Source organism: Silvanigrella aquatica (assembly GCF_001907975.1).
Taxonomy (GTDB): Bacteria; Bdellovibrionota_B; Oligoflexia; order Silvanigrellales; family Silvanigrellaceae; genus Silvanigrella; species Silvanigrella aquatica.
On sequence record NZ_CP017834.1, the window covers coordinates 1,366,963 to 1,392,548 of the forward strand.

The following is a 25,586-nucleotide window of genomic DNA, read 5'->3' on the forward strand; positions in this document are numbered from 1 at the left end:
GATTCCATTTTTATACATAGAGAGTTTAAATATGCCTATTGCTACAGGATCTTTTGCTATCAAGCGTTTTCAAATTTTGTCCCCCGTCAAAGATATTTCAATGACTTGGATATTGGAGCGGATGCAAAAGCATTTTATTTCTCCCCTTGACTTAGATGATGTGCGTGAGGAAGCGATTGGATTTTGTCATCCTTTTTCGGGAGAATCTAAAATTGAAAATCCTCATGGACTTATTTATGAGAACGTCTTTGTTTTTGGAATAAGAGAAGATAAGAAAAAAATACCTGCGACTTATATGAAGTTACAGCTTCGTGCTGCACTCGATGCTTTAGGTCATGAGCGTGAAAACGCCCAGGGAGTTATCAAAAAAGTAGGAAAAAAGGTGCGCGACTCCGTTAAGGATCGCTTAAAAGATGAATTATTGCGAAGTACTTTACCTTCTGTCAGGCTTATTGAAATTTTGTGGCATTTAAATACAAATCAAATATGGTTGACATCCGCTTCGCCTTCCGTTGTGTGTGAGTTTGAAAAGATTTTCACAGAAGCCTTTGAACTTCCGCTGGTTGTCATTAATCCAGGCACGGCCGCACTTGATTTTGAGCGGATTCAATTAGGTTTAAAAATAGACACACAGCCCTATTTTGATGTTTCTCCCATTTCTCTGGCGACCGCCGATGTTCGTAAAAATCATAATGAGAAAAATGTTGATTCAAATGAAGCGCCTTTATTTTAGGAGAAATTGAAATGCCTATTGCAAAAAAAGTAATATCGCCCATCTTAGAAAAACCATATAAAGTAAAAAAATTTTCTGTTATTGACACGCATTCCAATAAGTACACAAATACAAATTTATTAGGAAAATGGCATGTTGTTTATTTTTATCCTAAAGACATGACATCGGGTTGTACTATTGAGGCAAACGACTTTCAAAAAAAGCTAAAATTATTTAAAGAACTTGATTGCAACGTGATGGGAGTGAGTAAAGATTCCTGTGTAAGTCATCAAAAATTTGTTGAAAAAGAAAATCTTACTTTTTTGTTACTTTCTGATGAGGAACTTAAAATGTGTGAAGCTTTTGAAGTTTGGAAGGAAAAAAGTATGTATGGAAAAAAATACATGGGGGTAGAACGCTCTACATTTTTGATTAATCCTGAGGGTTTTGTGGTGGCAGAGTGGCGAAAAGTTAAAGTAACAGATCATGTAAAAGAAGTTTTTAATGTTTTAAAGAATATTCAAAAAAATTGATTTGATTTTCAAATTGGGCTAATATTTTAGAACAATGTAATTCCTCTAAGCTCTTGCCAAAAGGAGTGTGAAAAATGGATGATCACAATCAGTCCTCTTTTTCTGAAATTGTTCAAATAAATAAGGAAGAGCTTGCCAGCGGCTATCCGAAATGGTTTCGCGTTGTTGAGTGTCTCGCTTTGATCGCCTTTTTTGTTTCCACGGGAATTATTTTATATCGCATTTTTCTTTCTATACCCGATTTATGGTATTTGCTTCTCCCCGCATCTCTTCTTGGTTGGATATTTAGTGATTTTATTGGTGGTGTCGTGCATTGGGCTGGTGACACATGGGGTTCCGTTGATTTCCCTATATTTGGTCCTGCATTAATCAGACCTTTTCGCGAACATCATGTCGATCCTTATGCTATTACGCGTCACGATTTCATAGAAACCAACGCGGCTTGTGCCTTAGCAGGAAATCCTATTTTATTTGTCTGTTTATTTTTGAATATGGGAAAAGATTATAAAGTAACTTCTTTTTTAATTTATTTTGTCTTTTTTATGACTATTTTTGTTCTATTTACAAATCAAATTCACAAGTGGTCTCATACGCCAAACCCTAATCGTTTTTTAAAATTTTTGCAAAATACACGGATTTTTTTAAACCCTGAACACCATAAAATTCACCACACTGTTCCCTTTAATAAATATTATTGTATTACAACGGGTTGGATGAACCCCATTTTAACGCGCATTCAATTTTTTCCTCGCCTGGAACGCTTGATTACAAAATATACTAGAGCACTCCCACGTCGCGAAGATATTGGTATTAAAGCTGCTGAAAAACTAATCTAACCTTATTTTTAATTTTTTTTTATATTTAAAAGTAAATATCCAAGCCCACTTTACAAATTTTAATAAATAAATTAGGGAATTTAGGGTGTGCCTCATCCTTTTAGGGGAGTTTTGAGATTATGAATGACTTGCAAATTATTCAAAAAATGGTAAAAGAGAAACTCATTTCGAATATTGTGGAAGGAGTTGGTAGATTTCCAATTCCTTCCGCTTCCCAAGTAGCAGAACTGCCCAGCAATCGCTTTTATCCTTTTGTTCAAAATTGCCAAGAATGCTCTTGCTATGCAAGTGAGAGACGTGCTGTTGTGGCTTCCTCATTTGAGCATAAGCCGTTTTTTGTACTCTCCGATTTTCCAAATAAGGAAGACTCTGAGTCAACGGAGGTTTTTTCAAAAAATTCGCCCTGTTCCGCGATTGCATTAAATTTGTTAAATAAGCTTGAAATTCAAGAAAATTGTCATTTTTCTTATGCCATAAAGTACTTTCCTGAAAAAGGATTGCCCTCTCCTTGTCAAGCAGGTTGTTCTTCTAAAAACCTTTTAGAAGAAATTGCGGTCGTAAATCCACAGATTATTCTTTGCTTTGGTTATCGTGCCTTACATTCCCTTTTGGCTTTGAAAGGCTCCCTTTCGCAAGACATTCTGGTTGAAAACACGTCTTCTTTCTCATTTCAGTATTCTCTAGACAAAACAACACAACTTTATTTCCTGTCGAGTTTCAAAGATTTAAATGAGTTCCCTCACTGGCGGCGACAGGTTTGGCAAACTTTATCTCCCCTAGCAAAGTCTGCCTCGTCAGTGCCTTAAAAATTTGCGACTTTGACAGCTTTGTTGTGTGAAAATGCACTTCCGTATTGACCTATTAGCCTCACTTTAGTAATTGATCGAAGCTAATCAAAAAGCGTTTGCTTCGATCTCTTTTTCGGACTTGGCAATTTTTAGGGCAACATCCTATTCTAGGATTACACGTAAGTAGGAACAAAAAATGACATATTCCTCAACTATTGAAGAAGTTAACAGCACTCGTCGCAAATTTAAAATATCTGTGCCAGCTGCTTCTATAAAAGTCGCTTTTTCAGAAGTCGCTTCTGAAATTCAAAAAACCGCTGAAATTCGTGGTTTTCGTAAAGGTAAAGCGCCGCAAGCTCTTATCCGTAAGTTTTATTTGGGCGATATTGTAAAAAAAGCTGCTGATAAAGTAATCAATAACGCTTATTCTGATGCCGCAAAAACAGTTGATTTTCAAATTGTAAGCTATCCTCATATTGAACCTGAAAATCAATTTGAAGAAAATAATGATTTTGCCTTCTCTGCAACTGTAGACATCAATCCAAAAATTGAGATGAAAGATTATAATGACATCTCTATTAAAATGAATGAAAAATTAAATATTGATGTTGAAAATGAGCTTGAAAAACTCCTTTCCAGTTATGCTCGTGTTCTTGGAAAAACTGAGAAAGACGAATCTGGCAGAGCGGTTGCTCAAGGTGATGTGGCAAATGTAAGTTACACCGTTACGCATGAAGGTCAACTTCTTAATGAAAAAGAGGCAAAAGGCCAACTTATCGAACTCAATGGCTCTAATTTGCCAGCCATCGAAGAAGCCATTTTAGGCTTAAAGCCAAATGAATCTAAAGTATTTGCAGTAACTTATCCTGAAAACTACCAAGAGGCCGATCTTAAAGGGAAAACGGTTGAGTTCAATTTGGTTCTCAATGCTGTTGAAACCATTGTTTCTGCCCCTTTGGACGAAGAGTTTGCAAAGCGCCTTGGGCATAAAACCATAGATGAGGCATCAACCAGCATCCGCGAAACTATCAAAAAATCGAACGAAGAAGCACGTACCAATGTTGCTTTTGGACAAGTTGTCGATCATGTTCTTGCTAAAAATGAATTTGATGTTGCCGAAAGCTTAATTGAAAGCACCATTGATAGAGCTATTGCAGAAGCCAATGCAAACACTCCAAAAGGTTCACAACTTAAAAATGATGACGAAGCAGTTCGTGAAAAATATCGTGAATGGGCAAATAAACAAGTTCGCGGCATTCTCGCTCTCGGACATATTGCGCGTCAAGAAGGCATCATAGTTTCTGATGAAGAAATGCTTCGCGATATGGCTTCTTACGCTATGGCAAATCGTATGGATCCTCGTGAGCTCATCAAACGTGCCGGCGCTCAAGTATATGATGAATTCCGTGGTCAAGTAATGATTCGTAAAGTTATTGCTAAAATTCTTGAGACTGCAAAAATAGAATACACAAGCGAGAAATAAAACTTCTTGTAAAAAAAGTTTTTGCTGTGGGAATAAAATCTGAAATCAGTCCGTTTGTAATAAATGAGCATAATTTTTTTGCTCCTCTTACATTCATCTGCCCCTTTTAGGTAGAACTTATTTTGGAGGTTTTATTATGAAACTTATTTCTACTCTTGTTGCCTCTGCTTTAGCTCTCACTTCTTTCTCTGCTTTTGCTGAAGAGGCTGCCGCTCCTGCTGTGGCGGCTCCTACAGCGGCAGCTCCTACAGCGGCGGTTGCTCCTGAAGCGAAACCTGCAGCAACTGCAGAAGCTACTCCAGATGCGAAACCAGCTGAAAATAAAAAGGCTGAGCACAAAAATAAAAAAGCAGAACACAAAACTGCTCATAAGAAAAAGGCTAAAAAGTCTTCTTCTGAAGCTGCTAAGACCGAAGCCCCAGCAGCAGAAGCCCCAGCAGCAGCCCCAGCTTCTAACTAATTTGTATTCGAATCTATGAAAACCACCCCGACGGGTGGTTTTTTTATTAATTATCTTCATTTAATAATGTATAAAATAGAATATTATTTTTTAGATATTTAGTGATAAATACACCTCTTTTGAGATAAGTTGACAATTAATATTATTTGAAATATCATCACATAAGATAAAATTAATATTGTAAGAGCTTAATAATTTTTCATTACAAAATGAGTTATTAATTTTTTTCAATCACAAAATATTATTTGTATTTAATGATAATTAATATTTTTATTTCAAATGAAAACATTTAAATTTTAATTAATTTTAAAATAAAATGGAGGAATTGTTTATGGCTATTTTATATCCCATAGAAGATTATCATCTTTGGGCTAAAAGATATGATATTGAAATAAAAACAATTCATTGTGAAAAATGTGGGAAATCTGTTACGACTTCTAAACCTTTTGCCTTGGGAAAATTACGTGGTCTCATGGCTGAAAAACATGGTTGTGAAGATAAATGCATTGCCTCTGTCGTATTTCATGGTTCTTCTTTAAATAAATATTCTTCAAAAAGTCTAATAAAGAAAAAAGATAAGACTTTTAATAGATTAGATCGAATTTAAAGTCCAAGTAATTAAGCGTACTTATATTCTGTTTATAAGTATTTGATATCACATATTTTAAAATAAAATTCCTAAAATTTAAAAAATAATTATATAATTTACATAAAATTTATGTTAAAGTGCTGAATCTGATAATTATCTGATTTCCTGTGGTTATACACTGCATTTATACTTCCTTCTTAACTTCATTTTTCCTTAATATTTTAAATTACATAGAGGTAATATATTGATAAGGTTATCAAAAAATATTTTTTTGTTATTTGTTTTTGCAATGACTCCTAAGGCTTTTGCTTTTAAAGGAAATGAGCTTGAAAAATTCTCTCCCTCGCATATACATTTAAATGTAACGGGTAAAGATTATATGAATTCATCTGTAAAGTTAATCATAGTAGAACCAAGTAAGTTGTTTTCCCCTGAATTTTATAACAAAGATGAATTAAAAGAAGTCTTTACGACTTATGAAATAGTTCGAAAAAAAGTTGAAGAGCCTATTGAATTTAAAAAGACCAATGTTGTAAAAAATATTGATATGAGTTTAACTCCACAACTGAGAACTTCTTCACTTTCGCCCGGAACCTTCGCTGATTTTACTTTTGCCATCGAATTTAAAGCTATTTTCTTGTAATTAAAATTCCATTAGATTTATTCTTGAAATAAAAGAAAATACCTTCAAATTTTGTTTGAAGGTATTTTCTTTTTAAGTTGCTTTGCCATTTATAAGAGTTTCAATTTTCTTTGATGTCAATTCTAATTTTTCACTTTGTTCAGAAACATTTTCTGAAGATACTGAAGTGATTTGAGAACTTTCTTGGCTTTTTTGAGTGACTTTATCAATCTGTTCCATAGCTGTAGAAATTTGTCTGACACCGATTTCTTGCTCACGGGTGGCATCGGAAATTTGCCTCATAGAATTTGCTAAAAGATTGATATTTTTTGATATCAGATGAAATATTTCTTGTGCTTTTCCTGTTACCTTCTTTCCTTCATCTATTCTTTCTTTTGTTATACTCAATATTTTATTAACTTGTTCTTGACTGCTTGTTATCAGTTGTTGAATTTCTAAGGCTGATTTACCGCTTACTTTCGCAAGATTTCCAACTTCTTCAGCAACAACTGCAAATCCTTTACCATGTTCACCAGCACGCGCCGACTCAATCGAAGCATTGAGTGACAAGAGCTCTGTTTTGGAAACAATGTCATTAATGACAGCGGTTTTAGTATGAATTTGGTTTATAATAACAGAGATATTTTGCAACTGAGAGTTCGATTCCTGAATACTTTCCATAGAATTGACAAGTTCTTTTATGATTTTTTCACCTTCAACAGATTTTTCAGAAGATTGCTGCGCAATTTGAGTGGATTCTTTTGAATTTTCAGAGGTGCGATTAACCATGCTTGTAATTTCATTAATAGCAGCAGTAGTTTCATGGACGGATGCCGCTTGATTTGAAACGGATTCGGATAATGTTTTTGAACTCTTGTTTAATAATATGCCTATTTCTTTTATTTTATAGCTTTGTATTTTTAATTCTTTAATTCCACTATCAATGGATGAAGTAGTTTTATACACCATTCTAAAAATAATGATTAATATGGTGATTGCAATAACAAGAATGATACTCATAGTAATTGAAGTTAAAAATGTTAGGTTTTTTCCTTTTTTGGTGGATTCAATAGCGCCTTTATTATTAATTTCTGCAATATTAAGTAGTGATTTTTCAATTATTAATTGAAATGGACGACCTTCATTATTAAATGTTTTAAATGCCTCTTGTTTTAAACCTTTTTTTGTTTCATCTAAGGTTTTATCGAGAATTTTTGAAAATTCAATCCAAGCATTATTTAAACTTTCATAAGCTTTTTTTTCATCTGGATCTGAAATGAATTGCTCATAATTCTTTTTTTCCTTTAAAAAATTTTCTATGGACTTGTTTAGTACTACATAGCCATTTTTTCTCTCTTCTTCCGATATTTCTAAAATAATGCGAAGAGGTCTTCTACTAATGGAAGAAAATGCAGCTTGCATTTTTTGAGCAGAATTAATGCTTGGTAACCAATTTGTTTCTGTTTCAGCCGAATAGTCTTGTGTTTTATTAATCATGAAAATAGAATAAATTGCTGTAATAAAAATAAGAAGAAACAATACTGATATTGATAAGTATATTTTAAAAGATAGACTTTTATTGCTCATATAAACCTAATTATCAAGTTTAAGAAAACTTATACTTATTATCGAATTTAATTTTTTTAACTTGATATAATTTTTTTGACATTTTTTACTTTTATAAGTAGTAGAAAAATTCGAATTTTTAGATTAAAAAAACGTGTACTCACAGTATAGTTGTGGATACACGTTTATAAATAAGCATTAAAATATAAATTTAATACTTTTAATGACTTAAACTTAATGCAATAGAAACTTTTTCACCTTCACAGTCTAAATCTGTTTGATATTGCGGTGCAGAAGGCAATTGATCTACAATTATTGATAAGGTTTCGTCCTCAATATATGCGCTATTTGATAAAATAGCCTTTTTGAGTTCGGGACTTGCTGTAATTTGTAAATACATTTTGTCTTCAACATTGAAATCAGCCGATTTACGAGCTTTTTGGATAAGGCTGACAAGTTCACGCGCAATGCCTTCTAAGCGCAATTCTTCACTAATGACAGGATCGAGAGCTGCCACAACCTCAGCATCGGTAGCAACAAGGTTATTGCCGCTGGGGCGTAATTCCACAGTGACCATATCTGCTGTTAACTTAAAATCGCTAATTTGAATTGTTTCTTTACGAAGTGCTTTCACCGCATTTTCTTGTGATAAATCAGAAAGTAACAATTGGAGCTCTTTAATACGATCTCCCAAGGTTTTGCCAAGAACCTTAAAATTAGGTTTCACAATAATTTTAGCTAGTTCAGAAGGATCGTAAGTAATAGTGACGTCTTTTACATTAAGCTCTTCGCAAATAACATCTTTTAATTTAAGAATTTGTGCACCAAATTCCTTCGATAGAACACCAACTGTGAGTTTTTGCAGGGGTTGACGATTTTTGAGTTTGTGAGTCACACGAATAGTACGTCCTAACTCAACAACTCTTCTAGAAATAGAAACATCTTTTAGAAGTTCCATTTCTTCTGCGGTCATCTCGCGATGAGATGGTAAAAGGGATAAATGAACGCTGCCCACATTTTTAAGTTCTTTGGTGAGGGCAAGCTTGCCAAAGAAATACTCTGCTGTAAAAGGAGCAAAAGGAGCTAAAATTTGCGTTGCTTGGAGCAAGACTTTGTATAGCGTGGAGTAAGCTTCCTGATTGCTTTCCCAAAAACGGCGGCGGCTTCTGCGGATATACCAATTGTTAAGGTCATCAAAAAATTCAACTAGAGCAGGAGCCACTTTTGCAATTTGATAAGATGTCATGGACTCATCCACGTTTTTAATGAGTTCATTTAAACGTAACAAAATCCATTTATCCAGTTGATTTTTGCTTTCAACCGTTTGGGTTTCCGGATTCCATTTGTCGATGGAAGCATAGGTTGCAAAAAACGAGTAGGCGTTCCACAAAGGTAACAATACACGTCGCGTGCTTTCCTTTACGCCTTCAATGCTAAAGCGGACTTCTTCACCCACTGTTGCTGGCGAGGACAATAGGAAAAGGCGGACGGAGTCGGCACCAAAGTCGTCAAGGGTCGACATAGGGTCGGGATAATTTTTAAGACTTTTACTCATTTTACGGCCATCTTCTGCAAGAATAAGGCCATTTACCACTACATTTTTAAATGCCGGTTTTTCAAATAATAAACTTGATAATAACGTTAATGTGTAAAACCAACCCCTTGTTTGATCGAGTCCTTCGCAAATGAAATCAGCTGGGAAAAGAGTTTCGAATTCTTCAGCGCGTTTAAATGGATAGTGGTGTTGCGCATAGGGCATAGATCCTGACTCAAACCAACAGTCTAAAACAAAGGGAACTCTTTTTAATAAAGTACCAGGATGTTTTTTTGAAGGAATGACAATGTCATCGATAAATTCCATATGAAGATCGGTGATTTTTTTGTCTGTATATTTTTGTAATTCAGCAATAGATCCTATGCAAAGAGTCTCTCCTGTTTCGTTATTTTTCCAAACAGGAATAGGATTTCCCCAATAACGGGAACGTCCAATATTCCAGTCTCTGGCATTTTCAAGCCATTTCCCGAATCGACCTGTTTTTATATGCTCTGGTACCCAATTTATTTCAGAGTTCATTTTAAGTAACAACTCTCTATTCTCTTGAATTTTTACAAACCAAGAAGGAACAGCGCGGTACATTAAAGGAACACCAGAGCGGTAGCAGTGCGGATAACTGTGTACGAAGGTTTCATGTTTGAAGACAAAACCACGTTTCTTTAAGTCAGCAATAATAATTTTATCGCCCGCTTTGAAATCCAGTCCGATAATTTCTTTTAAGTTACCTTCGATAAACTTACCGTTTGAATCGAGGTGATCGAAAATAGGCAGTTGATACTGTTGTGCCGCATGAAAATCGTCTTCACCAAAGGCAGGAGCAGTGTGGACAGCGCCGGTACCTGTGTCGTGTAAGACATAATTTGTTGCATAAACTTTGAATGAATTATTCCCGCCTTTGTCTATCCAGGATTCGAAAAAAGGCTCGTATGAGGTATTGACCAATTCTTCGCCCGTAAATTCACGGACAATTAAGTATGTATTATCCTTAGGCCAATAGGCCGATATACGCTCTTTTAAAATATAAAAGTGTTCGTTTGAAGCTGTATCTTGAACTTCGGCGTAAATTCCTTTGGCATCAATAGCCACCGCAAAGTTGGCGGGAAGAGTCCAAGGTGTTGTTGTCCAAACAAGAAGGCTTTTGCCCGCGTGTTTTCCTTTTAATTTTGCTTTAATTGTTAAAGAGGGATCTTGAATGTCCCTATAATCTTGACTTGCTTCAAAATTAGATAAAGTTGTTCCTAGGGCTGTTGAATAACTTACTACAAATTTGCCTTCGTAGATTAATCCTTTATCCCATAATTTTTTAATAACGTGCCAGACGCTTTCCATAAATTCAGGATCCATGGTGCGGTATTCGTCATCCATGTCGACCCAGCGCCCCAAGCGGCGGATGTAATTTCGCCACTCTTTTGTATAGCGGACAACGGATTCTCGGCAGGCTTGATTAAATTTTGCAATTCCAAATTTTTCAATATCTAGTTTTCCGTTGAGTCCCAATTCTTTTTGAACGAGAAGTTCTACGGGGACACCGTGACAGTCCCAACCAAAGCGACGCTCTACTCTGTGGCCTTTCATTGTAAAATAGCGGGGAAAAGCGTCTTTTACGGAGCTGGGTACAAAATGGCCGAAATGTGGTAAGCCTGTAGCAAAAGGAGGCCCGTCATAAAAATTGTATTTTTTGTTTTGAGGGCGTTCAGAAATGCTGCGTTGAAAAATGTTTTCATCATCCCATTTTTTTAGCATTTCTTTTTCTACAGCAGGGAAATCTATACCCTTGGCTGGTTTTTCGACTTGCATGCAAAGCTCCCAAGATATTTGTTGCGACTGGAAACCGAGAATTCCGGTATTCTGATGGGTATAGCAAATCTGGTTGGCATTCGTACAGTTTTTTAGCTGGAATTTCACGAAAAAGAATGTAAGTGTATAGCAAAATCAGGCTTGCTTGTTGCACTTCCTTAAATTAAATGTGTGAGGAGCTTCATTGAAAAAGAATTACGTTAGTGAATTTGCGTGGGTTATCGCTTTTATTTTGTTTTTTATTTTACTGAAAACATCTGTCATGGGTTTTTATTTGGTACCCACGCCTTCAATGTTACCGAACATCATACCTGGTGATCGGGTAATGATGAATAAGCTTTCTTACGGTTTATGGTTACCTTTTCTAGATTCCCCGCTGATGACGTGGGGAAGTCCTAAGCGAGGGGATGTGGTCTTTTTTGAATCTCCAAATGGTCAGGGTACATTTGTAAAACGCGTGATTGCTCTGCCTGGTGATGTGGTTTCTTTTTATAAAGGCATTGTGATTATCAACGGGCAGCAGGTTTCTCAGAGTTACATGGGAAACTCTCCCTATAGGCATTATCAAAATAATGTAATTATTGAAGAAAATAAAGATTTACATTTGCGTTCACATTTAATACTTATGTCGCAGGAGCCAGGAAGTACGTATTTTGAGTCCGGAAGATTTATCGTTCCCCCTCATAAAGTATTTGTACTTGGTGATAATCGTGATAGTTCTGTTGACAGCCGCGTTTTTGGTTTTGTGGATGAAAAAGCTTTGTATGGTAAAGCTTGGTTTGTTTTATTCTCAACCGCTGGAAATAATGGCTTATTTCCTGAGTTTCGCACGAGCCGCTTCTTTCAGAGAGTCGAATAGTGTGAAAAGCATTGGAGAATTACATTAATATTTTTAATTAGTTACAGTAAAGGCATAGGCGCTAAAAAAAACATGCAAAGATTTTCAATAAGGGCTTTCCTTATGAAAATAAAAAACATATAGTGCGCCTGTGTTTTGAACATTTTATGGAGGTACTTAGTACATATGTCTCGTTACACTGGCCCACGCATGCGCATCGCTCGTCGCCTCGGAACTTTGCCAGGGCTTACAAACAAAGAAATCAAAAGGAAATCACGCCCAGGACAACACGGCGCGGCTCCACAAAAGAAGTCTGAATTTGCTCTTGCTCTTGAAGAAAAGCAAAAAATTCGCTTTAACTACGGTCTTACAGAAAGACAAATGCAACGCTACGTGAAAGCAGCTCGTAAGGCAAAAACCCTTACAGGTGAAGCTCTTCTTCGTATCTGCGAAATGCGTCTTGACAGCATTGTTTTCCGTCTTGGGTTTGCACCAACAATCCCTGCGGCACGTCAGCTTGTTCGTCACGGTCACGTCCATGTCAATGGTCGTAGAGTGAATATGCCAGGCTACCAATGCAAGCCAGGTGAAGTTATTATTCCTACAAACAAAGAAGCGACTATGGCTCTTGTTAAGAATAACCTTGTTCACCGTTCTAACGCACAACCACCTGCATTCTTGAGCCTCAGTTCTGACAAGCTTCAAGCATCTGTTGTTAGTGTTTGCTCACGTGAAGAAGTTCTTCTCAATGTAAATGAGCGTCTTGTGGTAGAATACTACGCACAACGCGGTTAATTTTCATTTTTCTTAAGAATCTCCCGCTTTTTTACGAAAACTTATTCGTAGAATTTTATTAAATCCTTTGTCTGAAGGAAGCAATAAAAACAAGCGGGGGCTTTTTTTTGTCTGAAGTTGTTTTAACTAAAAAATTTCATGGTCGGAATTATGCTTATGAAGAAGTGATTCTAAGTCAAATTCCCATAGAAGCGAACAAGCAAATGCAAGAGCTTTCTGTTCGCTTTAAATTGCATTATCTGACCATGGAAGATTGCCTCCACAGAAATCAAAGAGCAAAAGTAGAATCTTTTGGAAATTATCAATTTGTCGTATGGCACTATTATCATCCTGTCTTAGAAGCACCCATTGAGCTTTATATTGTCATTAGCGCCGAATTTTTAATATTAATTTCAGATAAGGTTCCTGAAAATGTAGCTCCTAGTTGGAAGCTAATCTGCTTTCAAAAGGGGCAAAGCATTATTCTTAATGAGGCTATTTGCCAAATGTTCACATCGCTTGTGGAGCATACCGAGCATTACGTGCATTCATTAAAATACATCATGCATTCCTTAGAAAAAAAAATCATATCCAAGCATATCAATCCTAAAAGAATGCTGAAAATAAAATATTTGGTTGTAGAGCTCGAGCAGTCCCTTTGTCCCATAGCGAGTGTTTTTCACCATCTTGAAAAGTTTGATTTTAATATTGAGCAAAAATTCCAGGTAAGAAATATTGAAGATCACAATACGCGCATATTACAAGATATCACTCACTTAAGATTTCAATCCATTGCTTTGATGGATGTCTACTATGGATCTTCAAGTGCTCGATCTAACTTAGAAATGAGAAAATTAACGACACTTTCTGCTTTTTTGTTACCCATGAGCATGTGGGCAGGGTTTTTTGGCATGAACTTTGATGGAATGCCCTTTCATGAAAAATGGTTCATGATACTAGGGCTTTGTCTAATTGTGGGCACCCCTATTAGCATTTTGAGTTTTTTAATTTATCGTAAATATAGAAGAGAAAAAATTCGTTTAAAAAGAAAACGGCATGATAAAAAAATCAAATTACATTTTCCTTTTTTAACCAGGCGTAAGGATATTCAAAAAAATAATTTTAAATGGGGAAATCAGCATCATGAAGATGAATAAAAAAACATCAAGAGAAGCTGAGAGAGTGTGCATAATATGATTTAATAAAGCGAGCTATCATGTGGTGTATAATCATGGGAAAGCTTTTGGGATGTATAAGTAAAATAAATATTTGAATAGGTTAGTAAATATGAAATCAGATCGGCAAGAACAGCAAACTCTTTCTTCTGTTCCCATTCCTGAAGGTGCGCTTTCAATAGAGGTTGAATACAAAGCGAAATCTTCCTATCCCATTATTCCAAGTTCTTCTGTGGAAGGAACCATAGGATCAAAAATAATGGCGCCTGTTTACTCTCAAGATCAGCATTTAACTTGGAAAAAAATGTATGAAAAGCAGCAGGAATTAATTCAAAGTCATTTGTGCAAAGAATATATGGAAGGGATTCAGTACTTGCAGTTTCCTCTCGATAGGGTTCCTTTGCTTGCCCGCTCTAGCGAGGCGTTAAAAAAATGCACTGATTGGCAAATCATTCGCGTGGAAGGTCTTGTTTCTCCTGTGAATTTCTTTGCCTTACTGGCTAATAAATTGTTTCCTTGCACTGATTTCATTCGTCACATGGATGAAATCGATTATACGCCCGCGCCTGATACGTTTCACGATCAAATTGGTCATTTGCCTATGATTACAAATAAAAGATTTGCAGAATTTTTTAATTTATTTGGCATTGCGGGTTCTCGTGCGAAAACAGAAGAAGAAGTGATGTGGTTCAATCGTATTTATTGGTTTACAGTTGAATTTGGTTTAATTAACGAAACAACTCATTGGGAAGAAAAAAGAGATCCTGCATTGACAAGAATTTATGGAGCAGGAATTGCTTCTTCCTGTGGTGAAATTTTATATAGTCTATCAGATAAAGTTACAAAACACTCGTTTGACATAGAACGTATTACAAATACTGAATTTGATATTCATCACATGCAAGATCAACTTTTTGAAATTGAGTCCTTTGATGAATTAGAAACAGAATTTAGAAATTGGGCTTTTAAAAAAGGGTTTATTTAATTATAAATAACATTTAAATAAACCCTCATTTTTATTATCGCATTTTTTAGCATTGACGAGTCTAACAGAATAAATATATCCATTTTCATAATCGCCGCTGCAAAATAGAATAGGACTTTCAAGTTGAAAATTTGCAAATTCAAGCCATTTTATTTTTTTACTTAGGTAAAATGAAGGCTGCAAAATAAATTCAAAATCTCTACTGTAAAATTTCCAACTATAGTCTAAGTTACTTTGTGATGAATAATGACCTTGATCTAGTGTAGGACAAGAAATCTCTAATGAATTTGCATTTAATGAAATAATAAATGAAGCTGAAAATAATGTTTTTTTTATCATTATAAATTCTCCTATTCATTCTAGGAATGAATTAAAATAATTAATTTTTTAATATGCTTAATTTTATAATGAATTAAGTAGTGTTATATGTGAATTTATAATATAAATATTTATATATGTTCACACATAGCAGAGAATTAATAATTTGTCAATTTTGATTTTAAAATATCAGGTGAAATTCAATTATTTTTATTCCATGCGGAAAGAGCTGTATTTAACATGAGCATAGCAATTGTCATAGGACCGACCCCTCCAGGAACAGGAGTGAGTGCTCCAGCTATATTTTTAACGTCAAAACCTACGTCACCACAGAGTTTTCCATCAGATTTTCTATGAATTCCCACGTCAATAACAACGGCGCCGGATTTAATATATTCTGAGGTGATGAATTCTGGTTGTCCCGCCGCCGCAATTAAAATATCTGCATTTTGACAAAGTTGTTTTAAATTTTGGGTTTTTGAGTGAGCTATAGTCACTGTAGCATCAGCACTTAATAGTAACAAACTCATTGGTTTTCCGACGATATTACTTCTGCCAACGACAACAGCATTTTTACCAGAAAGAGGAATTCCATAAGTAAACAACATCGCCATAATACCAAATGGAGTGCAAGCAATGGCGTTCTTGAATTCTCCCGTTGCTAAACTTCCTAAATTGTGTGCTAAAAAACCATCAACATCTTTTGATAATGTAATAGAATTTAATATTTTTTCTGTATTTAAGCCCTTGGGTAAAGGCAATTGTACAAGAATGCCATCAATCTGTTTATCATGATTTAAGGTTTGAATTAATTCAATGATTTTTTCTTCATGCGCTTCATCGCTGGATATTAAAAAACTTTTTGACTCAAATCCCGCTTCTTTAAAAATTTTAATTTTATTATTTACATATACTTTGGAAGCAGAATCTTCTCCAATTAATATAACAGCTAAGCAAGGTATTTTTTTATCTCTTCTTAAATTTTGTGACTGTTCCACAAAGTTCGCGCTTAATATTTTACCATCTAGAATTTTGCATTGTGAGTTTTCAAAATATTTTACTGTTTTAGAAAAATCAGGAATGATAAATCCTGATTCCTGCGCGCGTTTAAAAAATTTCATGAAACCTCCAACATTATTCTAATTTATAAACATAAAACCCCCCTTACTTAGAGAAAGGGGGGTGGGGATGATATCAATCAATAATTTCTAGAGAACTTTTTCTTTCCAGATAAGGATATTCGCTAAAAAATCCTTTTACCTTTCGTAAAATGCGATCGCATTCTTGTTGAGGAATAACTCCCGCAGCAACATTACGTTTGAGTTGTAATTCGTAACCCTTGACAACTTCTTCGTCGCGGTAATTCATAATTCTTAAGATTTCGCCCACATCTTCGCCCTTGACTTCTTCCACGGGCATGATTTGGCCTTCTTCATTGATGCGCACAATAAGCTCATTCACAGCACCAAAAAGATTGTGATTGTTGCCTAAAGCTTCTTGGTAAGCTCCCACAAGAAAGAATCCAATATAATAGGGTTCATTTGACTTTGGGATATGTAGTGCGAGAGAGTGCTTTACATCTCTTTTATCGACAAATTTATCAAGGCAGCCATCACTGTCACAGGTTAAATCCATAATGACACCATGGTGCTGTGTTTTTTCATCGAGACGTGTGATTGGCATAACAGGAAACAACTGATCAATTCCTAAAGTATCTGGAATGGATTGAAACATAGAGAAATTTGCCATGTATTTACCGAATTGATTTTTTTCAAGTTCATCAAATTCTTCTAGTTGCATGCCGGAATTACGGTAAAAGCTTAATGCTTTATTACAGAGGGCGTAATAAATCACTTCCGCTTTAGCGCGTTCTTCAATTTCTAAATATCCTAAATTAAATAAAGTGAATAATTCGTCGCGATATTGAAGGGCATCATGGTAATACTCAACAAAATTCTTACCGTTCATATAGGCAACGGAGTTCATCATGTCGGCAAGGAGTCTGTGATCGGTTGGAGATATTTTCCACTCTTCTAAGTTGCCTCCTGTTTTTTCCACTTCGCGCACATCGGTTAATAAGACAGCATGATAAGCGGCAACAGCACGACCACTTTCGCTTACAATATGAGGTGCTTTGCATTTTTCAGATTTACAAACGTCTTGAATTATATAAATAACATCGTTGGCAAATTCTTGCATGGTATAGTTATGGCTGACATAAAAACTTGTTTTACTGCCATCATAATCGACTCCAATGCCGCCTCCAATATTAAGATAACGGAGGTTGAAACCGCTTTTTAATATTTTTGCATAAACGCGAGCCGCTTCTTTCATAGCCGCTTTCACACGTTTGATTTCTGTAATTTGGGAGCCAATGTGGTAATGGATCATAGCAAGTTGATCTTTAAGTCCCGCCTCTTCAACCAAGTAAAGTGCTTCCATCATTTCAACGCTATTTAAGCCAAATTTACTGCCAATTCCTCCGGATTTTTCCCACATTCCAGAGCCTTTGGCATAAAGCTTGGCTCTCAATCCGATATCAACGCAATAACCTACTTTTTTAGCGTAATTGATGATGTATTTGAGTTCATCTGTACCTTCAATAACGAGAACAACATTTTTCCCCATTTTCTTAGCGTCGAAGGCCAATTCAATAAAATGTGAATCCTTAAAACCATTGCAAACAAAAAGTGCTTCTGGATGAATATCATAAGCTAATGCTGCAAAAAGTTCAGGTTTTGTACCTACTTCTAAGCCATAAATATGTTTTTTACCGCTGCTAACGAGGTCATCAATAAATTCTTTGCGCTGATTTACTTTAAATGGAAAAACGGCTCTTAATTCGCCTTCATATTTAAATTCTTCCATGGCGCCGCGAAAGGCGTTTTGGAGCTTGGTAAGTTGTGTGTCAAGAATTTGAGGAAAACGGACAATCAAAGGAGTTTTGACCTTTTTCTCAGCTGCTATATCAAGGATTTTTGAAAGCTCAACCGAGACTTGTTTATCTCCGAAGGGATAAACTTCCACTGTTCCTTTATCAGAAATACCAAAGTAACCGGAACCCCAATCATCGATACCGTAAAGGTCACGAGATTCTTGAATGACGTTTTTCATCATCGTCATACCCCACACAAAAAAGGAGTTAGAAAGAATTTCCGCAAAGATCTGCGGGAGAGGAAACACGCTTTCACATATAATAGGTGTACGCCATGTCAAGAATTTTTTGAAAAAATTATTTAAACCACCATGGAAAGGGCAAAATACGATAGTATTTTTTTATAAGCATTTATAAATAAACATAAAATGTACTTATGAAAAAAGGGGGATATTATGGCATTTTGGCACAACAGCCGATATGAAGATGTCGAAAAATCTTCTACAGGAGATCCCTTGCGCGGATTGCCTGAGCAGCAATTTCCATGGCTGCTGACTTATGCAACAATATCTGATGAAATGAACGATACATGGCATTATGAATTATCCTGTCTTGGTATTATTCCCGAAAAAAATAACAATAAAATAAAAGCAACTTTATTTATGATTGCCGAATGTAAAGTTTCAAAGTTAAATTTAAAACAAATTGGAATTTCAAGTGACAGATTAGAGGCTATGGGTGTTGAGTCTTGGAACTATTTAGAAGAAAAATTTTCCTGTGAAATTATTTGTGATTTTGACAAATTAGAATCAAAAGCAAAATCATTAGCAGATAAATGGCTCTTCCAATTGAGAAAAAAATATACATTAGAATTGAAAGCAAGGCAATTGTTGGAAAAAATTAAGACAAGTAGAATTTCAAAATTTTCTGAATAAATATGATTTAATGAAAGATTGAAATTTTTATTAAGAAAGAAGTAAAATGAAATTGATGTTAATAGGTATAAAATTAGTTTTATTTTTTAATTTTTTGTTTATTAATAATACTTTAAAAGCATCGCCAACAGATGCAATCATTCTAGATTTTTTTGAGCGCCCCCCCTATTTTATTCTTGTTAAAGGAAATAATACAATATCAGACGGAGTTGTATTTCATATTGTTGAAAAAATATTTAAAACAGCAAAAATTCCTTATCAATATGAAATGGTACCATTTCCAAGAACAGTTTTAAAAATAAAAAAAAATGATACAAAAATATGCGCATTATCAGTCTATAAAAATAAGGATAGAGAAGAATTTTCCTATTTTACAAGTCCTATTTTTCACGATAAAAAAACAATTTTTGTTTATAGAAAAGGCGATGAAAGATTTAATAATTTGAAAGTGACAGATGATGTGTTTATAAAATCTGATTTGAAGTATTTAGCGAAAATAGGCTTTAGTCAAGGAGAGTATCTTGATCAAATGTTATTTAAATATAAACAAATAAAACCTATGGATAATCAGAATCCCAAAGCAATTGGTGTTGTTTATACCTCTAGTGATATTAATTCCATGTTTTCAGATATTTTAAATAAAAAAGCAGATTATATGTTGTCAGGTAGAAATGAAGCAGAATTTTTAATTCAAAATGATAATAAATTAAAATCAGGTTTAGCAATAAAAGAATTTAAAGATCAGCCTCCTGGTGAATTTAGATATATCATGTGTTCTAAAAATGTCGGTATAGAAACAATCAATAAACTTAATGAAGCTATTAAAAAAGTTGTTAAAAAGTATTAGACTAGAGGTCAAATTTATCTAATACTTTAAAATTATTTTTATAAATATAACTCATTGAATGGTGCAAATACTGTTTTCATACACGACTTTAATTGTACCTTTTAATTTGACAACGCCACATTCTTTAAATTCAGTATTATTTACGAAGATATTTAAAGGAACTTCAAAACCTTCTTTATAACCCCAATTGCCAGCTTTATTAAAGAGTCGAGTATCATCGTGTGCATAAGTTTCACTTTGATTACCGGCTATGAGAGTTCCCCAAACACCCTGCTGTGTATAAGGCAAAATATAAACATGGCTCTTATTAATAAAGGTAACAGATGTTTTTTCATTGCTTTCGACATTCGTAACAACTACAGGTTGGGGTTCAACGATAGGAATTGTAACAACTACAGGTTGAGGTTCAACGATAGGATTTGTAATAACTTCAGGTTGGGGTTCAACGATAGGATTTGTTATTTTACTTTGATTTTGTTTTGGAGTTGTAACTTTATATGATTCATTAACGGAACAAAATTCCGAACCATCAAATTTGTATATAGTATCTTTAGGTGAAGTTGAAATTGTTTCAGTAATAGATTTATCTTCATTTATGTTGGTGTGAATAATACCAGCATATTTTTGTTCAAAGGAATAATATGTACCATCTGCTTTTTTATTGCACAATCCTGCATTCATTGCATTTAAAATTAAACCATTATCTGTTGAGGCGTCCCATGCAAATAATTCACCTAAATTATAGTCTTTTACAAATTTTGCTTTTGCAATTACCGATTGAGGGGAGTCAAAGGATTCCACAGAAGCAGAAATGATATTTTCATTTGTATTTTTGGGTTTCCAAATATAAGCAGCTTCTGCTTGTTTATCATAATAAAGATTTTGTGTATTTCCTTCTGTCATGTGTTTATCAAAAATTTCTCTAAAATCGGAAACACCATTTTCAAAAGTGCCACTGACACCGAGAGAGCCATCTTTTCCAGCAGCAACACCATGCCAAAATAATTTATCGTGCTCTGCCTTAACTTGAATTGTATGCCAACCGCGGCTATAAGCAGCAGCTCCTAAGACTAATTTTTGAGAAGGAAATTCGGGATTATTCTCAAGAATGGTTTTTATGGCTCCTTCTGCACTATAAGATTTAAAATTTTGTTTATTTGTTTGTATTTGTGAGCTCACAGTGATTGGATTCCCTGCTTCATCTTTTATTTGATTTTCAGATTCTGAGGTTCCGTAAACGGAAGCAATAGGTTTGGCATGAAGAGCTGCTTGGTGGTTAGGGTAACGACTGAAAGCGCCATAAAGATCATAACTCATAATATTGATAAAATCGAAATCATCTTTAAGATTATTAAAATCAATAGACGCTAATTTTGAGGGAGAAGCGCTAACGGCTGCTGAAAGCTGTTTTTTAAATATTCCTGTAAACTTATTATCTAAAGCAATTCTTAATTCCTTAATGAGTGAGGTATAGCGGGACTTTTCAACAAGGTAACCTTCATTAGCAAGTTTTGTTACAGCACCACCTCCACCTGGGAATTCCCAATCGATGTCTATGCCATCAACAAAGGGATTGTCTTGTAAAAATTGAATGACAGAATTGATAAAAGCTGTTCTTCCTTCTGGAGAAGCAACCATTTTATGAAAAGGTGAACTTAAGGTCCAGCCCCCAATAGAAACCATGGCTTTTAAATTAGGATTAACCGTCTTCATTTTTTCCATTGCTTTTAGCATAAAATAAGAAGCTTGGGGGTCATACTTTGTGATTTCAAAATCTTTTTTGGGCTGATTTTTATTATTTTCATTTGCACCTACGTCTTGATCTTCCCAGTTATACTTATCAAACACGTTTTGATCATAATTTGTTCCTGTTTTTCCTGGAAACATTCCCTGTCCACACATGGCTTTTAATATGGCAGCGCCATATTTATTTTCATTTGCAATAAGTCCATTATTTTCTGTGGCATTCTTTCTTTCGTAATCGCATAGAGCTAAAAAGCTATAAAAAACATGAGTCACATTTTTTGCAGGTGTAAATTCGGCGGGAAAAGCTCTTTCCCAATAAGCCCATTCAGTTAAATAAAGGCCGATAATTTTGTTACTTTTATGTGAAAATGGTATGTTTTTTTCTAGGTTTGCATTGTATCCATTGAAGTTGAGTGGTTCTTTTTTATCTTTTAATATCACGCCATAATTTCTTGGTGAAAGGGGCGGAGGTATAACACTTTCAGGCCACCAAGGTCCTTTATAATTCCATTGTAAACTTGCAGCGGGACGATTGCCTAGATATTTGCTAGGTTTTTGGGGTTCATTAGGGTTGGTATTATAATCAATTGGTAATTGCCCCGATTGATTTTGTGTGACTTGAATTGCATATGCTAAAGAAAAAGGATTCAATAGAGAAATTAAAGCAATAGAATTTAACGATGTTTTTTTAAACATTTTATTCCTTTTTGATTATATAAATATTAAGTATCAAAGCACAATGCTTTGAATAAAAAAAGATATGAAAAGAATTCGTAAAGAGAACCCTTTGCGCTGTGAAATTAAATTTTAAAATTTATATTGTCAATTTTATTAAATTAAGATTTGATTACAATTAAAATAATATTTTCTATATTTTTATTTTTGTTGATTTTTTTATTTGGGAAGAAAATTATTTTTGAACATAAAAATAGTTTTTTTGACTAAAATTTATTTATTTTCCTTTTGAATTTAATTTTTCTCGAGAAATAATCAGTCCATGACTCACATCATAAGGTGACAAACCTACAGTCACTCTATCTCCAATAATGACACTTATTTGATATTTGCGCATGCGGCCGGAAATTTTAGCTGAAATCGTCTGTCCGGTATGCAAACTCACGGCATACTTTCCTCCTGCAAAAACATTAGTCACAATGCCTTCTACGCTTAACAAATCAGAGCGGCTCATATTGAACCTCCTATTTAATTTTTTTTGTTGCTACATTGAACAGTATTTCATATATAGAATATTAAAATCAAGGAGTTTTAATAAAAATAATATTTTTGCTATTCATCAAATTCAACAATGGTAACACCATCTCCACCTTCGCCATGCCGACCGCCGCGAAATCTTAATTTATACGAGGAATCTTCAAGATGTCTCCTTACAGATTCTTTTATTTTACCCATGCCGTGACCATGAATGATAACCACTCTGTCAACATCCATTCGATGCATTTTGTCTAATTCGATATCAAGTTTATCTAAAGACTCATCTACAGTGCAACCTAATAATTGTATGGTATTTCCACCATGTTGTAACGTTGGTGGAATTTCACTGTCTTGAAGATTATGATATTTTTTGAAATTTTTTGTTAAAGGTTTTACATTTAAAGATGATTTTTGAGGTGAGGAACTATTTTGTTTTGGCAAGGTTTCATTTCCCGGAATCAATTCGTGATAGGGAATTTTAATTTTCAAAATTCCAAATTGACACTCAATATTTCCTTTGGAATCAGCTGTTTTTAAGACAACTCCTTTTTCTTTTAATTTAGTGGATTTCGCACTCATACCTGGTTTCCAGAACTCAGGAGAGCGTCCCTGTGATTGTGCTTCTTTTGCTGTTTGTTGCGCGGAGCGTACTTTTTCTTTGGTCGATTTTTCAATTTCTTGGAGAGTGTCTAAATCATCATGCAACTGCTCTTCAATGTCATCAAAAGAATTTTTTAAAGATTGTAAACTCATTCTTGCTTCATCTAATAAAGAGCGGCTTGACATGTTTTTAGGTGCTCTAAATCTTTCCGCTTTTTCATCCAGGGATTGATAATTAGGAGAACTTTTAGCTGATGTGGTTTTCGGAAGTTTAATTCCTGATAAAGCTTCAAACCCAGAAAGTTTTTGTGGTTTTGCTGTGTTTATTATTTCTTTTTTTTGAGCAGGAGCTAATTTATTTTGATTTTTTTCACTCAAATTATTTTGTTGTGCCTGAGAAATTTCCAAATTGTTTTCAATTGTTTCTTTATGAGAAATTTCATGAATTTCTCTTAACAGAGTTTCTTTTTGTTTTTCAAATTGTCTTTCACGAATTTCTAATCTATTTTCAAATGCATTAAGTCGTTTTTGTAATTTATTGCGATAATTTTCAACCAAATCACCTCTTAATTCAGATAATTGTTCTTTTTCATTTTTTAATGATTTGAATTCAGAGTCTAATTTTTGGGTTAATAAATTTTGTTTCGTTAATTCTTCGTTTATTTCGATACGTTTCAATTGCAGTTCTTTTAGAAGGTTTTCCATTCTTTCTGATTCAGAACCGTAATATGTTCGTGCTTTTTGTATAATATTATTATTAAGCCCCATGCGTTCTGCGAGCTCAATTGCGTAGCTTTGTCCAGGAATTCCATTTAAAAGCTTATATGTTGGCAATAATTTATGTGGTTCAAATTCCATGCTACCATTAAAAAAACGCGAGTCATTGTCTGCTAACGTTTTCAAATTTGAAAAGTGCGTTGTTATGATGACAGTTGCTTTTTTTACTGAAAAATACTCTAATGTGGAGCGCGCCATGGCCACGCCAATGGCGGGATCGGTTCCGACAAATCCTTCATCTAATAAAATCAGGCTCAATTCATTGGCTTGTTCCGATATTCTTTTAATTTGAGCAAGATGTCCAGAAAACGTCGAGAGATCTTCTTCTCTATTTTGTCTATCGCCCAATTCTACAAAAATATTCTCATAATCCTGAATTTCAGCTTTATCGCAGGAAACAAAAAGTCCTGCCTTGGCCATAAGAGCTATAATGCCTACTGTTTTCATGGCAACTGTTTTACCGCCTGCGTTGGGTCCACTTAAAACCCAGACGTAAGGAGATGTTTCGCCTTGACTTTTGGGAGCAAGATGCAGATCGTTGGCAATACATTTTTTATTCTCAAGAAGAAATAAAGGATGTTTTGCATTGATTAGACTAAATCGAGGGTTTAAATCACGAGGTTTTAAAAATTCCGGTTTTATGCCGTGAATCACGCCTGCAAACTTAGTGCGGGCAATAATATTATCGAATTGTGTTAAAATTTCAGATGAAGAAAGGATGTCTTCGTGAACAAGGTAACAATCTTTAGAGAGTTCACGCAAAATACGTTGTTCTTCTACTTCAACATCATTTTGTGCTTTTTCTAATTGAGCTTGTTGCATGGCAAGTGCTTGGGGTTCAATGAAAACGGTGGAACCGCTTTGACTGACTCCCCGAGGAATGCCTTCAATTCCTGATTTGCGATCGGCTCTTATGGGAAGCACATAATGACCGTCACGCAGCATCCAGACGTCATCTTGCAGAGCGTTTCGAATGTCTTGTTTTTTAAGAATTTCATCTAGTTGTTCGACTATTTTACGTTTGGCGTGTTCTAAGCGGCTGCGTGCGGAATGCAGTTCGGGAGAAGCACTCGATAAAATATTTCCATCCATATCCACGCTTTTATTTAATTTAGCATGGAGCTCCATATGTGGTTTTAAATCATTTGAGAGATTAAAAAGATTGGGATACTTTGTCGCTCGAGATTTTTCATATTTAAAAAAAGATTGAATAGAGTGACAAAGTTTGAGTGTAATTAAAATTTGATACAGTGCTTGAGGAGATAGCAGAGCTCCTCTTTGTAAGAAATTCTGAAACAGAGTGAAATCGAAAGATTCTAGCGAAATGCCATTAGTTTCTGTATTTAAATCGAGCATTTCCGAAGTGGCTGTAAAGAAAAAATTTCTATCTTCTAATTCCAACCAAGGTTCTAATTCCGAAAATGTTTTTTTTGAGTGAGGAAATGTTGCAAATCCTGCAAGATATTGGGTTATTTTATTCCATTCTAGGCGTGTCAGGGCATCCTGACGAAGAAAAGTGGAAGAGGTATTGTCAACGTTGTTTTGATGTTCCATAAGATCTGT

At 34.7% G+C, this 25,586-nt stretch carries 22 protein-coding genes; 14 read left to right on the forward strand and 8 right to left on the reverse strand.

What is annotated here, in order from left to right:
* Positions 1–31 precede the first annotated feature (31 nt).
* The 8 genes from AXG55_RS05705 to AXG55_RS05740 all read left to right on the forward strand — a co-directional run bounded on the left by AXG55_RS05705 (position 32) and on the right by AXG55_RS05740 (position 6,044).
* The gene (locus tag AXG55_RS05705) at positions 32–733 is read left to right on the forward strand and encodes a recombination-associated protein RdgC (RefSeq protein ID WP_148697165.1); all 702 of its coding nucleotides are present in this window, start codon (positions 32–34) and stop codon (positions 731–733) included.
* 11 nt (positions 734–744) lie between these two features.
* Positions 745–1,245, forward strand: coding sequence for a peroxiredoxin (locus AXG55_RS05710; protein ID WP_148697166.1), 501 nt, complete (start codon positions 745–747; stop codon positions 1,243–1,245).
* Between the two features lie 74 nt (positions 1,246–1,319).
* Positions 1,320–2,081 carry a fatty acid desaturase family protein gene (locus AXG55_RS05715; RefSeq protein ID WP_148697167.1) on the forward strand — a complete coding sequence of 254 codons (762 nt, stop codon included), beginning with the start codon at positions 1,320–1,322 and terminating at the stop codon, positions 2,079–2,081.
* Positions 2,082–2,200: 119 nt separating this feature from the next.
* Positions 2,201–2,887 (forward strand): uracil-DNA glycosylase family protein, encoded by a 687-nt coding sequence (locus tag AXG55_RS05720; protein ID WP_148697168.1) that lies wholly within the window; start codon positions 2,201–2,203, stop codon positions 2,885–2,887.
* A 178-nt stretch (positions 2,888–3,065) separates the two neighbouring features.
* Entirely contained in the window at positions 3,066–4,352 is a 1,287-nt protein-coding gene (tig, locus tag AXG55_RS05725) for a trigger factor (RefSeq protein ID WP_148697169.1), read from the forward strand.
* Between the two features lie 136 nt (positions 4,353–4,488).
* The gene (locus AXG55_RS05730) at positions 4,489–4,812 is read left to right on the forward strand and encodes a hypothetical protein (RefSeq protein WP_148697170.1); all 324 of its coding nucleotides are present in this window, start codon (positions 4,489–4,491) and stop codon (positions 4,810–4,812) included.
* A gap of 331 nt (positions 4,813–5,143) precedes the next feature.
* Complete coding sequence (locus AXG55_RS05735; RefSeq protein ID WP_148697171.1) at positions 5,144–5,419, forward strand: hypothetical protein; 276 nt, start codon at positions 5,144–5,146, stop codon at positions 5,417–5,419.
* A 226-nt stretch (positions 5,420–5,645) separates the two neighbouring features.
* Complete coding sequence (locus AXG55_RS05740; protein WP_148697172.1) at positions 5,646–6,044, forward strand: hypothetical protein; 399 nt, start codon at positions 5,646–5,648, stop codon at positions 6,042–6,044.
* A 72-nt stretch (positions 6,045–6,116) separates the two neighbouring features.
* Here AXG55_RS05740 and AXG55_RS05745 read toward each other — a convergent pair whose 3' ends face one another.
* Together AXG55_RS05745 and ileS are read right to left on the reverse strand one after the other, a co-directional pair.
* Positions 6,117–7,610 (reverse strand): HAMP domain-containing methyl-accepting chemotaxis protein, encoded by a 1,494-nt coding sequence (locus tag AXG55_RS05745; protein ID WP_148697173.1) that lies wholly within the window; start codon positions 7,608–7,610, stop codon positions 6,117–6,119.
* A gap of 199 nt (positions 7,611–7,809) precedes the next feature.
* Positions 7,810–10,941: an isoleucine--tRNA ligase gene (gene ileS / locus AXG55_RS05750; RefSeq protein ID WP_148697174.1), complete on the reverse strand. Its 3,132-nt coding sequence runs from the start codon at positions 10,939–10,941 to the stop codon at positions 7,810–7,812.
* Positions 10,942–11,125: 184 nt separating this feature from the next.
* On the opposite strand from ileS, the gene lepB reads away from it, so the two are divergent.
* The 4 genes from lepB (at position 11,126) to AXG55_RS05770 (ending at position 14,713) form a co-directional block, all read left to right on the forward strand.
* A complete protein-coding gene (lepB, locus tag AXG55_RS05755) occupies positions 11,126–11,800 on the forward strand; it encodes a signal peptidase I (RefSeq protein WP_148697175.1) in 675 nt (224 codons plus the stop codon).
* A gap of 165 nt (positions 11,801–11,965) precedes the next feature.
* Positions 11,966–12,574, forward strand: coding sequence for a 30S ribosomal protein S4 (gene rpsD / locus AXG55_RS05760; RefSeq protein ID WP_148697176.1), 609 nt, complete (start codon positions 11,966–11,968; stop codon positions 12,572–12,574).
* 107 nt (positions 12,575–12,681) lie between these two features.
* Positions 12,682–13,710, forward strand: coding sequence for a magnesium transporter CorA family protein (locus tag AXG55_RS05765; protein WP_148697177.1), 1,029 nt, complete (start codon positions 12,682–12,684; stop codon positions 13,708–13,710).
* Between the two features lie 130 nt (positions 13,711–13,840).
* Positions 13,841–14,713: a phenylalanine 4-monooxygenase gene (locus AXG55_RS05770; protein ID WP_148697178.1), complete on the forward strand. Its 873-nt coding sequence runs from the start codon at positions 13,841–13,843 to the stop codon at positions 14,711–14,713.
* On the opposite strand, the gene AXG55_RS05775 is transcribed toward AXG55_RS05770, so the two are convergent.
* The 3 genes from AXG55_RS05775 to speA form a co-directional block, all read right to left on the reverse strand.
* Positions 14,714–15,052 (reverse strand): hypothetical protein, encoded by a 339-nt coding sequence (locus AXG55_RS05775; RefSeq protein ID WP_148697179.1) that lies wholly within the window; start codon positions 15,050–15,052, stop codon positions 14,714–14,716.
* A gap of 179 nt (positions 15,053–15,231) precedes the next feature.
* Positions 15,232–16,152, reverse strand: a complete 921-nt coding sequence (locus tag AXG55_RS05780) for a bifunctional 5,10-methylenetetrahydrofolate dehydrogenase/5,10-methenyltetrahydrofolate cyclohydrolase (RefSeq protein ID WP_148697180.1) — start codon at positions 16,150–16,152, stop codon at positions 15,232–15,234.
* A 73-nt stretch (positions 16,153–16,225) separates the two neighbouring features.
* Positions 16,226–18,148 carry a biosynthetic arginine decarboxylase gene (gene speA, locus AXG55_RS05785; protein WP_233231410.1) on the reverse strand — a complete coding sequence of 641 codons (1,923 nt, stop codon included), beginning with the start codon at positions 18,146–18,148 and terminating at the stop codon, positions 16,226–16,228.
* A gap of 213 nt (positions 18,149–18,361) precedes the next feature.
* Here speA and AXG55_RS05790 point away from each other — a divergent pair, with 213 nt between their 5' ends.
* Complete coding sequence (locus AXG55_RS05790) at positions 18,362–18,841, forward strand: hypothetical protein (protein ID WP_148697182.1); 480 nt, start codon at positions 18,362–18,364, stop codon at positions 18,839–18,841.
* A 46-nt stretch (positions 18,842–18,887) separates the two neighbouring features.
* Positions 18,888–19,688 carry a substrate-binding periplasmic protein gene (locus tag AXG55_RS05795; RefSeq protein ID WP_148697183.1) on the forward strand — a complete coding sequence of 267 codons (801 nt, stop codon included), beginning with the start codon at positions 18,888–18,890 and terminating at the stop codon, positions 19,686–19,688.
* A gap of 51 nt (positions 19,689–19,739) precedes the next feature.
* Here AXG55_RS05795 and AXG55_RS05800 read toward each other — a convergent pair whose 3' ends face one another.
* From AXG55_RS05800 to AXG55_RS05810, 3 genes are all read right to left on the reverse strand, one after another.
* Positions 19,740–22,130: a glycoside hydrolase family 18 protein gene (locus AXG55_RS05800; RefSeq protein WP_148697184.1), complete on the reverse strand. Its 2,391-nt coding sequence runs from the start codon at positions 22,128–22,130 to the stop codon at positions 19,740–19,742.
* Positions 22,131–22,386: 256 nt separating this feature from the next.
* Positions 22,387–22,623: a translation initiation factor IF-1 gene (gene infA / locus AXG55_RS05805; protein WP_148697185.1), complete on the reverse strand. Its 237-nt coding sequence runs from the start codon at positions 22,621–22,623 to the stop codon at positions 22,387–22,389.
* A gap of 98 nt (positions 22,624–22,721) precedes the next feature.
* On the reverse strand, positions 22,722–25,577 hold the full coding sequence (locus tag AXG55_RS05810; RefSeq protein ID WP_148697186.1) for an endonuclease MutS2: 2,856 nt from the start codon (positions 25,575–25,577) through the stop codon (positions 22,722–22,724).
* Between the last annotated feature and the right edge of the window lie 9 nt (positions 25,578–25,586).